Origin of the sequence: Martelella sp. UBA3392, assembly GCF_002358775.1 — a bacterium.
Taxonomy (GTDB): Bacteria; Pseudomonadota; Alphaproteobacteria; order Rhizobiales; family Rhizobiaceae; genus Martelella; species Martelella mediterranea.
On the sequence record NZ_DEPM01000143.1, the window covers coordinates 1 to 11,468 of the forward strand.

The following is an 11,468-nucleotide window of genomic DNA, read 5'->3' on the forward strand; positions in this document are numbered from 1 at the left end:
GCCATTACCGGCGGTCTTCGGCTTGGACATAGCGACGGCTATGCCCTGCGCCAAAGCCCTTGGTCCTGGCGCAAATTCCTTGCCGCAGAACGCTTCCATTTAAGCCTGAACGGCTCTAGACCATGCCCTCATACTTGCGGAGCGGGACCAGAATGAACAATCATGACATCGAAAAGCCGGGCGCGATCCCCGACGCCATCATCGTTATGGGCGTCAGCGGCTCGGGTAAATCCTCGGTCGCGCGGCGTCTTGCCGAGCGCGCCGGCCATGATTTCATCGAGGGCGACGAACTTCACCCCGCCGCCAATGTCGAGAAGATGTCTCGCGGCATTCCGCTTCAGGATGAGGACCGCTGGCCCTGGCTGGCGCTGATCGGCGCGGAGATCGCGCGCCACCGGCGGGCGGGCGTCGTGGTCACCTGCTCGGCGCTGAAGAAGGCCTATCGCGACCGGCTGCGCCAGACCGCCGGCGGGTCGCTGGCCTTCGTGTTTCTGGACGGCAGCGAGGCCTTGCTGAGCGCCCGCATGGGCCATCGCACCGGCCATTTCATGCCGGTTTCGCTGCTTCAGAGCCAGCTTGCGACGCTGGAGCGGCCCGACGGCGAGCCCGGCGTGGTCGTCGTCGACATCGATCAATCGCTGGAGGCGATCGTCGAGGCGGCGCTTGCAGGCCTTGCGACCGCATTCGACTGAGGTGAGCGTTTTCCACCTTGCCTTTCCGGCATGCATCGGCGAACGTCAGGCAGGTGTAAGCGTGGAGAAACGGGATGACGGTGACGGCCAGCGAGCGCAGACGCGCACTCTTTCTGGGGAGCATGGGCGGCGGGCTCGAATTCTATGACTTCGTGATCTATGCCTCCTTCGCCTCGCAGATCGGCAAGACCTTCTTTCCGGACGAGGCGCCGGCCGCGCGGTTGCTGGCAGCCTTCGCGATCTTCGCCGTCGGCTATCTCGTGCGCCCGCTCGGCGGCATCCTGTTTTCCCATTTCGGCGACAGGCACGGCCGCAAGGCCATGCTCAGGGTCTCGATCGCCGGCATGGCGGGCGCGACATTCCTGATCGCCTTCATGCCAGGCTATGCCAGCTGGGGCATTGCCGCCACCGTGCTGCTCGTGGTGCTGCGCATGGTGCAGGGCCTCTGCCTTGGCGGCGAGATCCCCGGCGCGATGACGCTGATCACCGAAACCATGCCGAAGCGGCGCGGGCTTGCCTGCGGCTTCCTGTTCATGATCATCAATGTCGGCATGCTGGCCGCCCAGGCCGTGCAGTGGGCGATCACCCATCTGATGTCGGAGACCGCCGTGCTCTCCTATGGCTGGCGCATCGGCTTCTTCGTCGGCGGACTGGTGGCGATCGCGGGCTTCTTCCTGCGCGCGCGGCTTTCCGAAAGCCCGGCCTTCGCGGAGATGGAAGCCCATGCCCACAAGGTGCCGCTCGCCGCGCTGTTCCGCGACAATGGCCGCGCCGTCTGGCTCGGCCTGTTCATCACCGGGCTCGGGGCGGCGACCGTGCCGCTGCTTTATCTCTACATGAATTCCTATCTGACCGATTTCCTCAAATACGATCCCGATCAGGTGGCGACCGCCGTTCTCATCGGCATCGTGCTGTTTTCGCTGCCGATGCCGGTTGCCGGCCTGATCTCGGATTTCGTCGGCATCAAGGTTCCAGCCTTCATCGCCTCGTTGATCCTGGCGGTGGCGGCGATCCCGGCCTATGTCTGGATGCATCAGGGCGTTTCGGAACTGCTGCCGGCGATGATCGTGATCTCGCTGATCGCGGCCTTCGCCTGGGGCGTCGGGCCGGTGCTGCTGACGGCGATTTTCCCGACGGATGTGCGATATACCGGCGTTGCCTTCGTCTATAATATCGGCTTTGCGATCGTCGGCGGGCTGACGCCGCTGACGGCGACCTTCATCATCCAGCAGACCGGGTTCATGCTGGCGCCCGGCTTCCTGCTGGCGCTGTTCGCGGGGCTTGCGACGGTGGCGATCTTCCTGTCCAACGTTCTGCCTTCCGGCAGAACCGGCCGCGACTGAACGGGCTCCGGGCAACCGCCAGGGACGGGTAGCGGGGGAAGCTGTAAGATCGTCAATTCCGCTTGCAGGGAATGCACGGTCGGGTTTGCGCTCGTGCCGGAGTTTGGGTATGAATTCAGTATCGCGATTTTCCCGCAGATGTCCCCTGGAGGCCCTCCCTTGCCGATCTCAAAAATTCTTGTCGCCAATCGTTCCGAAATCGCCATTCGCGTTTTTCGCGCTGCAAACGAACTGGATATCAAGACAGTTGCAATCTGGGCGGAAGAAGACAAGCTGGCGCTCCACCGCTTCAAGGCGGATGAGAGCTATCAGGTCGGCCGCGGGCCGCATCTCGACCACGATATGGGTCCGATCGAAAGCTATCTGTCGATCGAGGAGGTGATCCGCGTCGCCAAGCTTTCCGGCGCGGACGCGATCCATCCAGGTTACGGCCTTCTCTCCGAAAGCCCTGAATTCGTGGACGCCTGCGAGGCTGCGGGCCTGACCTTCATCGGCCCCAAGGCCGAGACCATGCGCCGGCTCGGCAATAAGGTCGCCGCGCGCAATCTCGCCATCGAAGTCGGCGTGCCGGTCGTGCCCGCCACCGCGCCGCTGCCCGACGACATGGAAGAAGTGGCGCGGATGGCCGAGGAGGTCGGTTATCCGGTGATGCTCAAGGCCTCCTGGGGCGGCGGCGGTCGCGGCATGCGCGTCATCCGTGCCAAGGAAGACCTCGCCCGCGAGGTGACGGAGGCCAAGCGCGAGGCCAAGGCCGCCTTCGGCAAGGACGAGGTCTATCTCGAAAAGCTGGTCGAGCGCGCCCGCCACGTCGAAAGCCAGATCCTCGGCGATACCCATGGCAATGTCGTGCATCTGTTCGAGCGCGACTGCTCGATCCAGCGCCGCAACCAGAAGGTCGTGGAGCGGGCGCCGGCGCCGTATCTCTCCGAAGAACAGCGCAAGGAGCTTGCCGAATATTCGCTGAAGATCGGCCGCGCCACCAATTACATCGGCGCCGGCACGATCGAATATCTGATGGATGCCGATACCGGCAAGTTCTATTTCATCGAGGTCAACCCGCGCATCCAGGTCGAGCACACGGTGACCGAGGTCGTCACCGGTATCGATATCGTCAAGGCGCAGATTCATATTCTCGACGGCCATCCGATCGGCGACGAGGCCGCCTCCGGCGTTCCGCCGCAGGAGGAGATCAAGCTGCGCGGCCATGCGCTGCAGTGCCGGATAACCACCGAGGACCCGGAGCATAATTTCATTCCCGATTACGGCCGCATCACCGCCTATCGCGGCGCGACAGGCTTCGGCATCCGGCTCGATGGCGGCACGGCCTATTCCGGCGCTGTGATCACCCGCTATTACGACCCGCTTCTGGAAAAGGTCACCGCCTGGGCGCCGACGCCGCAGGAGGCCGCGCGCCGCATGGACCGCGCGCTGCGCGAATTCCGCATTCGCGGGGTTGCCACCAACCTCACCTTCCTCGAAGCGATCATCACCCATCCGAAGTTCATGGATTACAGCTACACCACGCGTTTCATCGACGAAACGCCGGAGCTGTTCGACCAGGTCAAGCGCGCCGACCGCGCCACCAAGCTTCTGACCTATCTCGCCGACGTCACCGTCAACGGCCATCCGGAAGCCAAGGGCCGGCCGAAGCCCGCCGATGACATCGCCAAGCCGGTGGTGCCCTATATCGAGGGCGATCCGATGCCGGGCACCAAGCAGCTTCTCGACGAGATGGGACCGGAGAAATTCGCCAAGTGGATGCGCCACGAAAAGCGCGTTCTGATGACCGACACCACCATGCGCGACGGCCACCAGTCGCTGCTGGCGACCCGCATGCGCACCCACGACATTGCGTCGATCGCCGGGACCTATGCCCGCGCGCTGCCGGAACTGCTGTCGCTGGAATGCTGGGGCGGCGCGACCTTCGATGTGTCGATGCGGTTCCTGACAGAAGACCCGTGGGAGCGTCTTGCACTGGTGCGCGAGGCCGCCCCCAACCTGCTGTTGCAGATGCTGCTGCGCGGGGCGAACGGCGTTGGCTACACCAATTATCCCGACAATGTGGTGAAGTATTTCGTCCGCCAGGCGGCAAAGGGCGGGATCGACCTGTTCCGCGTGTTCGACTGCCTGAACTGGGTCGAGAACATGCGCGTGTCGATGGATGCGGTGGCCGAGGAAGGCAAGCTCTGCGAGGCGGCGATCTGCTACACTGGCGACATCATGAACGCCAGGCGGCCGCAATATGACCTGAAATACTACACCAACCTAGCAAAGGAACTGGAAGCGGCCGGCGCCCATATCATCGCGGTCAAGGACATGGCCGGGCTGCTGAAGCCGGCGGCGGCGAAGTTGCTGTTCACGGCGTTGCGCGACGCCACCGAGCTGCCGATCCACTTCCACACCCACGACACCTCCGGCATTTCGGCCGCGACCGTGCTGTCGGCGATCGATGCCGGGGTCGATGCGGTCGATGCGGCCATGGACGCGTTTTCCGGCAATACCTCGCAGCCCTGCCTCGGCTCGATCGTCGAGGCGCTGAAGGGTCATGAGCGCGATCCGGGCCTCGACACCGGCCATATCCGCCGCATCTCGTTCTACTGGGAGGCGGTGCGCCACCAATACGCCGCCTTCGAAAGCGACCTCAAGGGGCCGGCCTCGGAAGTCTATCTGCATGAAATGCCGGGCGGCCAGTTCACCAACCTCAAGGAGCAGGCGCGTTCGCTCGGTCTTGAGGCCCGCTGGCACGAGGTGGCGCAGGCCTATGCCGACGCCAACCAGATGTTCGGCGATATCGTCAAGGTGACGCCGTCCTCCAAGGTGGTCGGCGATATGGCGCTGATGATGGTGAGCCAGGACCTCTCCGTTCCCGATGTCGAGGACCCGAAAAAGGACATCTCCTTCCCGGAATCGGTTATCTCCATGCTGAAGGGCGACCTCGGCCAACCGCCGGCGGGCTGGCCGGAAGGGTTGCAGAAGAAGGCTCTGAAGAACGAAAAGCCCTATACCGTGCGGCCGGGCTCGCTGCTGGAGGACGCCGATCTCGAGGCGCTGCGCAAAGAGGCCGAGGAAAAGATCGGCCGCGAGATCGACGATTTCGAACTTGCCTCCTACCTGATGTATCCCAAGGTGTTCGTCGATTACGCCATGGCGAGCGAGACCTATGGCCCGGTCTCGGTTCTGCCGACGCCCGCCTATTTCTACGGTCTCGAGGAGGGTGACGAGCTGTTCGCCGATCTGGAGCGCGGCAAGACGCTGGTGATCCAGAACCAGGCGATTACCAGCGCCGACGAGAAGGGCATGGTCACCGTGTTCTTCGAACTGAACGGCGCGCCGCGCTCGATCAAGGTGCCGGACCGCAATGCCGGTGCAGGCAGTGGCGTCAACCAGAAGGTCGATCCCACCAATGCCAACCAGGTCGGCGCGCCGATGCCGGGCGTCATCTCCACCGTCGGCGTTTCCGCCGGCCAGCAGGTCTCCGTCGGCGACGTTCTGGTCTCGATCGAGGCCATGAAGATGGAAACCGCCCTCCACGCCGACCGCGACGGCGTGATCAAGGAAGTCCACGTCAAGGCCGGCGACCAGATCGACGCGAAGGATTTGTTGGTGGTTTACGAGGGGTGATAGCAAGAGGTGAGGCCGCTGGAAGGCCTCACCTACACTCTTTTACTGGGTCGAAGCGAGTTCGGCCGGCAACCAAGTCGGGCTATTTGCTGAAGCCTTCATGATTTCTATACCGCGCTCACAATCAGCGCGGGCTTTATAGCCTTCGCTGCTAACCGCGATAGTTTTCCCGTTGGACGCTTCGTAGGTCCAACGCCATTCACCGCGGTTATCCTTATACATCCAGTAGGACGGATACGTTCTAGCTGCCATTTGCTAACTCCTTATGGCAATTAAAACGTCGGGCTTGACCACAAGCTAAATGTCTGACTCTATAGTCGTGCACACAAGTCGTATCCCGCACCCGACGCCAAATTGGGCGGATATGAATCGAAAGCCGTCGCCGCCTGCAAGTAGCGACGGCTTTTTGATTCGGTCATTGCTAACTTAGCGTAATTTTTGACGCGAGAGTCAAAGTAAATCTCTACTGTCTATTTTCAGTAACTCGTTTCCCACAGCCTCTCCAGAACAACGGGAACCTAATGCGGCCCTTGCATGTCTTTTGAGCCGACCGCATTAGTCATGTAAACCGTTCCCGGTCACTCGGCCGGGACCTTTTTGCTTGCGGGTGCTGCGGTGCGGCTGGCGGAACGGCCGATCCAGAGACTGGCGAGAACCAGAACGGCGCCGGCGAGCTGCAGCGGCGACAGCGCCTGTCCGAGGATTATCCAGCCGAGCAGAACGGCGCTGAGCGGGCTCAGGAAACCGAGCAGGGCCGCCGGACCCGGTCCGATCCTGGCAATGCCGCGAAACCAGAAGAAATAGGTCGGCGCTGCGCCGATCAGGCCCAGCCAGACGAGACCCGCCACAGCCTTGGCGTCCGGCAACGCAAAGCCCGGCTCGATGGCAAACGCCAGCGGCAGCAGTAGAAGACCGCCCGTGGTCAATTGCCAGGCGGTCAGCGTCAGCGGCGCGACCGGGAACTGCCACCGGCGGGTGAGCACGGTGCCGAGCGCCATCGATAGCGCGCCGCCGAAAGCGGCGGCGATGCCGAGCGGATCGAGCGTGATCGTCGATGACAGAAGCAGCATAGCCACGCCGACAAGCCCGCCGAGCGCGGCGACAACGGCCAGCGGTCGGATCGGCGCGCCGATGAGGCCCCGCGCCAGGAACAGCACGATCAGCGGCTGTGTCGCGCCAAGCGTCGCGGCCACCCCGCCCGGCAGGCGGTAGGCGGCCACGAACAGCAGGCCCCAGAACAGGGTGAAATTCAGAAACCCGAGAATGAAGAGCTTCGGCAGCCATCCGGGCTTCGGCCATTGCCGGACAAGCAAGAGCAGGATGAGACCCGCCGGCAGAGCGCGCAGCAGACTGACGGTCAGCGGATATCCGTCCGGCAGCAACTGGGTGGTGACGATATAGGTCGTGCCCCAGATGGCCGGCGCCATTGCGGTCAACAGGAAATCGGATGGTTTCGGCATACGCGCCTCCATTTATCTCGACGTCAAACTATCTGGAATTAACTTGACGTCAAGATATTTTTCCGACAGGCTTCGGCCATGGATCATGTCGACAGTATTCTGGCCGAGTGGCAGGCGGAGCGCCCGGACCTCGACGCCATGCCGATGGGCGTCATGGGCCGGCTGAAGCGGCTGCAGGTGCATCTCGCGCGCAATCTGGAAGCGGTTTTCGCCCGCTACGGGCTGAATGCCGCCAGCTTCGACGTGCTGGCGACGCTCCGGCGTTCCGGCCCGCCCTATGCGCTTTCGCCCTCGGCGCTGATGGACCGGACCATGGTGACCTCGGGCACCATGACCAACCGTCTCGACAGGCTGGAAGCGGCCGGTTTCATCGCCCGCCGCCGCAACCCGGAAGACGGTCGCGGCTTCTCCGTGGCGCTCACCGACAAGGGCTTCTCGCTGATCGACGAGGCCGTGACCGCCCATGTTGAAAATCAGCACAAGCTGATCGCGGCCCTCGACCCGGCAGAGCGCGCGGCGCTCGACGCCCTGCTGGCGCGGTGGCTGGCCGCTTTCGAGTAGGGCTCTCTGCTTCAGGTAAAACCGAACGCTTTCTCAGTTTGCTGACAAACGTCTTCCGCATTCTGGGTCATCCTCGGGCTTGACCCGAGGATCCAAGTTGCCCGGCAAGGGTCTGCCATGAATCTTTGCAAATTCAGCAACTTAAACCACCTGGCCCTCGGCTCAAGCCTGAGCAAGAACGAAGGGCCGATGACACATGATGGTCAAAGATTGGTGCCTTGTCAGCGATCTGACGTTCCATTTGTCCTTGCGCGCACGTTTAATCCATATTATGCACGTTTCTGCACGATTTGGATTGACCCATGAACGATTATCTCATTCGCGAGCGGCAGGATATCATCCTCGGACGCCTCAAGGCCTCGGGGCGGGTGCTGGCGGCTGATCTGGCGGCGGAATTCAAGGTTTCGGAAGACACGATCCGGCGCGATCTGCGCGATCTCGCCGCCCGCGGCCTCTGCGAGCGGGTCTATGGCGGGGCCCTGCCGATTGCGCCGGCGCGCGGAACGCTCGGCCACCGCAAGAGCCGCGATGCGGGCGAGAAGGAGATGCTCGGACGGATGCTGGCCGCCCAGGTCGAAGAGGGCATGACGGTGTTTTTCGACGCCTCCAGCACCAATATCGCCGCCGCCCGCGCGCTTCCCGAGGATCGCGTGGTGACGGTCGTCACCAATGCGCCGGCGATCGCGACCGTCTTCGATGGGCGCGAAAGCCAGACGGTGATCATGATCGGCGGCATGATCCATCCCGAGGTCGGCGGCGCGATCGGGGCAAAAGCAATCGCCGAACTGGAGCGCTTCCACTTCGATCTCTGCCTTATCGGCGCCTGCGGCCTCGATATCGAGGCGGGGCTGACCTGCTTTCACTATGATGACGCGCTGTTCAAGCGCGAGATCGCGTTGCATGCGCGCCGGGTGATCACCGCGGTGACCGCCGACAAGCTTGAAACCCGCGCGCCCTGCAGCGTGATCGCTCTGGAAGCGCTGGATGGCCTTGTCACTAGCCTGGGCCTGAAGCCCGAAAGCCGCGCCGCGCTGCTGCAGGCCGGCGTGAACCTGATTGAAACGATAGACGGAATTGCCGCCAGATGACCATGTCCACCATCGCGCCGCGCCCGCGCTACATGTCGAAGCCGCGGCTTGCGACCTCGCTGCTGTTCCTGATGAACGGCTTCGTGATGGGTTCGTGGGCGCCTAAAATTCCGGTCTTTGCCGACCGTCTCGGCCTGTCCGAAAGCGAACTCGGCCTGATGATCCTGACCTTCGGCATCGGCTCGATTCTGGCGATGCCGTTTACCGGGGTGCTGATCGCGAAACTCGGTTCCGCCCAGACCGTCAAGATCGCCGCAGTGGTCTTCACGCCGACTTTGCTGCTGCTGACGCTGGTCGGCACCATCCCGCTATCCGTGCTTGCGTTGTTCCTCTTCGGTGGGCTGATGGCGGCGATGGATGTGGCGATGAACGGCAATGCCGTGGCGGTGGAAAAGGCCGAGGGCCGGGCGATCATGTCGTCCTGCCACGCGTTCTGGAGCCTGGGCGGGTTGCTGGGCGCAGGCCTTGGCGGACTGTTGCTCTCGGTCATCGGCCCGCTCGGCCACGCGCTGGCCGTCACCGTCATCGCGATCATCCTGCTCGCGATCGCCTTTCCGAAGATATTAGGCGACGCCCCGGAGGAGAGCGTCAGGCGGCAGAAGGTTCGCCTGCCGCGGTCGCCGCTACCCTGGCTGATCGGCATCATGGCGCTGTTTTCGATGATCCCGGAAGGCGCGGTGCTCGACTGGAGCGCGGTCTATCTGCGCGACGAGCTTGGCATCACCCTGTTCGCCTCCGGTTTCGGCTATGCCGCGTTCCAGCTCACCATGACGATCATGCGTTTTGCCGGCGACCATGTGCGCGACCGCTTCGGCGCGGTGAACACGGTGCGCTTCTGTTCCGCCGCCTCGGTTGCAGGCCTGCTCTGCGCGGGGCTTGCGCCCAACATGGCGGTGGTCATCATCGGCTTTGCGATCACGGGGGCGGGGATTTCCAACCTTGTGCCGGTGGCGTTTTCGGCGGCGGGCAACCTGCCGGGGCTGCAGCCCGGCATCGGCCTTTCGGTCACCACAATGCTCGGCTATTCCGGCATTCTGGCCGCCCCGTCGCTGATCGGCTTCATCGCCGAACATATCGGCTTCGCGCCGATCTTCACCGGCCTGTCATTGCTGCATGTCATCGTGTTCTTCATGGCGCCCCTGGCGCGCTATGCCGAGCGCGAGCGCGAGAGTTGACAAGCGCGCGGCATTGTACCACCTGAAGGGCAATGGAATATCCGGAGAAGACCATGTCGCTCGCCCGCCCGAATTACGACCCGCTGCCGCGCCGCGCTTCCGTGGCCGTCGACGTCGGCGGCGTGATTGTCGGCGGCGGCGCGCCGGTGGTGGTGCAGTCGATGACCAACACCGACACCGCCGATATCGACGCGACCGTGGCGCAGGTCGCCGCCCTCTCCAAGGCCGGGTCCGAACTGGTGCGCATCACCGTTGACCGTGACGAGGCGGCGGCCGCCGTGCCGAAGATCCGCGACCGGCTGGAGCATCTCGGCCTCGACGTCCCGCTCGTCGGCGACTTTCACTATATCGGCCACAAGCTGCTGGCCGATCACCCGGCCTGCGCCGAGGCGCTTGCTAAATACCGCATCAATCCGGGCAATGTCGGCTTCAAGGACAAGCGCGACAAGCAGTTCGCCGATATCATCGAGATGGCGATCCGCTACGACAAGCCCGTGCGCATTGGCGTCAACTGGGGCTCGCTCGACCAGGAACTGCTGACCCGGCTGATGGACGAAAACGCCGAAGCCGGCTCGCCGCTTTCGGCGCGCGACGTCACCCGCGAAGCGATCGTCCAGTCCGCGCTGCTGTCCGCCGAGCTTGCCGAGGAAATCGGCCTGCCGAGGAACCGCATCATTCTCTCGGCCAAGGTGAGCCAAGTGCAGGATCTGATCGCGGTCTATTCGATGATCGCCGAGCGCTCCGACCATGCGCTCCATCTCGGCCTCACCGAGGCCGGCATGGGCACCAAGGGCATCGTCGCCTCCGCCGCCTCCATGGGCTATGTGCTGCAGCACGGCATCGGTGACACCATCCGCGTGTCGCTAACGCCGGAGCCCGGCGGCGACCGCACCCGCGAGGTGCAGGTGGCGCAGGAGCTGCTGCAGGTCATGGGTTTCCGCCAGTTCGTGCCGGTGGTCGCCGCCTGTCCCGGCTGCGGCCGCACCACCTCGACCGTGTTCCAGGAGCTCGCCTCCAAGATCCAGTCCGATATTCGCAAGAACATGCCTGTCTGGCGCGAAAAATATCCGGGCGTCGAGGCGCTCAACGTCGCGGTGATGGGCTGCATCGTCAATGGACCGGGCGAAAGCAAGCATGCCGATATCGGCATTTCGCTGCCGGGCACCGGCGAGACCCCCGCCGCCCCCGTCTTCGTGGACGGCAAGAAGGCCAAGACGCTGCGCGGCCCCAACATCGCCGCCGATTTCGAGGCGATGGTCGCCGATTATATCGAGCAGCGTTTCGGCGCGGGCAAGCAGGCGGCTGAATAGCGGGAGTGGTTCCGCTGTTTGGGCGCTGGAACAGCCGGCATCAGGTCCATATCCGGTTCGAATTCCTGTCGCGTGACGGGAAACCTCTCAACCACAATCTCTCCCCTTGAGGGAGAGATGCCCTGACAGGGGCAGAGAGGGGTGAACCCTCTCCGATATCTCAGAGTCTGCGGCTCGTGCCCATACCCCTCTCTGTCGCTTTCGCGACATCTCCCCCT

9 protein-coding genes are annotated in these 11,468 nt (G+C 63.6%); 7 read left to right on the plus strand and 2 right to left on the minus strand.

Translation table 11 applies throughout. From position 1 onward, the window contains the following. The first annotated feature begins 152 nt into the window (after positions 1-152). From B4E36_RS10530 to pyc, 3 genes are all read left to right on the plus strand, one after another. Positions 153-692 carry a gluconokinase gene (locus B4E36_RS10530; RefSeq protein WP_292056002.1) on the plus strand — a complete coding sequence of 180 codons (540 nt, stop codon included), beginning with the start codon at positions 153-155 and terminating at the stop codon, positions 690-692. A 74-nt stretch (positions 693-766) separates the two neighbouring features. Continuing rightward, positions 767-2,035, plus strand: coding sequence for an MFS transporter (locus B4E36_RS10535; protein ID WP_292056001.1), 1,269 nt, complete (start codon positions 767-769; stop codon positions 2,033-2,035). A gap of 159 nt (positions 2,036-2,194) precedes the next feature. Next, positions 2,195-5,656, plus strand: coding sequence for a pyruvate carboxylase (gene pyc, locus B4E36_RS10540; RefSeq protein ID WP_292055999.1), 3,462 nt, complete (start codon positions 2,195-2,197; stop codon positions 5,654-5,656). Between the two features lie 42 nt (positions 5,657-5,698). Here pyc and B4E36_RS10545 read toward each other — a convergent pair whose 3' ends face one another. After that, on the minus strand, positions 5,699-5,908 hold the full coding sequence (locus tag B4E36_RS10545; RefSeq protein ID WP_292055997.1) for a YegP family protein: 210 nt from the start codon (positions 5,906-5,908) through the stop codon (positions 5,699-5,701). A gap of 326 nt (positions 5,909-6,234) precedes the next feature. Continuing rightward, entirely contained in the window at positions 6,235-7,128 is an 894-nt protein-coding gene (locus tag B4E36_RS10550; RefSeq protein WP_414673754.1) for an EamA family transporter, read from the minus strand. A gap of 66 nt (positions 7,129-7,194) precedes the next feature. On the opposite strand from B4E36_RS10550, the gene B4E36_RS10555 reads away from it, so the two are divergent. From B4E36_RS10555 to ispG, 4 genes are all read left to right on the plus strand, one after another. Next, the gene (locus B4E36_RS10555; protein ID WP_345900324.1) at positions 7,195-7,677 is read left to right on the plus strand and encodes a MarR family transcriptional regulator; all 483 of its coding nucleotides are present in this window, start codon (positions 7,195-7,197) and stop codon (positions 7,675-7,677) included. A gap of 302 nt (positions 7,678-7,979) precedes the next feature. Further along, on the plus strand, positions 7,980-8,765 hold the full coding sequence (locus B4E36_RS10560; protein WP_292055992.1) for a DeoR/GlpR family DNA-binding transcription regulator: 786 nt from the start codon (positions 7,980-7,982) through the stop codon (positions 8,763-8,765). Further along, complete coding sequence (locus tag B4E36_RS10565) at positions 8,762-9,940, plus strand: MFS transporter (protein WP_292055990.1); 1,179 nt, start codon at positions 8,762-8,764, stop codon at positions 9,938-9,940. Before B4E36_RS10560 ends, B4E36_RS10565 begins: the two co-directional genes overlap by 4 nt. Positions 9,941-9,993: 53 nt before the next feature. Further along, positions 9,994-11,250 (plus strand): flavodoxin-dependent (E)-4-hydroxy-3-methylbut-2-enyl-diphosphate synthase, encoded by a 1,257-nt coding sequence (gene ispG / locus B4E36_RS10570; protein WP_345900325.1) that lies wholly within the window; start codon positions 9,994-9,996, stop codon positions 11,248-11,250. Positions 11,251-11,468 lie beyond the last annotated feature (218 nt).

What these genes read in the sequence shown, in the direction of transcription:
- B4E36_RS10560 (WP_292055992.1), top strand. Translation starts at nt 7,980, where the DNA reads ATGAACGATTATCTCATTCGCGAGCGGCAGGATATCATCCTCGGACGC.
- B4E36_RS10530 (WP_292056002.1), top strand. Translation starts at nt 153, where the DNA reads ATGAACAATCATGACATCGAAAAGCCGGGCGCGATCCCCGACGCCATC.
- B4E36_RS10550 (WP_414673754.1), bottom strand. Translation starts at nt 7,128, where the DNA reads ATGGAGGCGCGTATGCCGAAACCATCCGATTTCCTGTTGACCGCAATG.
- B4E36_RS10555 (WP_345900324.1), top strand. Translation starts at nt 7,195, where the DNA reads ATGGATCATGTCGACAGTATTCTGGCCGAGTGGCAGGCGGAGCGCCCG.
- B4E36_RS10565 (WP_292055990.1), top strand. Translation starts at nt 8,762, where the DNA reads ATGACCATGTCCACCATCGCGCCGCGCCCGCGCTACATGTCGAAGCCG.
- B4E36_RS10545 (WP_292055997.1), bottom strand. Translation starts at nt 5,908, where the DNA reads ATGGCAGCTAGAACGTATCCGTCCTACTGGATGTATAAGGATAACCGC.
- ispG (WP_345900325.1), top strand. Translation starts at nt 9,994, where the DNA reads ATGTCGCTCGCCCGCCCGAATTACGACCCGCTGCCGCGCCGCGCTTCC.
- B4E36_RS10535 (WP_292056001.1), top strand. Translation starts at nt 767, where the DNA reads ATGACGGTGACGGCCAGCGAGCGCAGACGCGCACTCTTTCTGGGGAGC.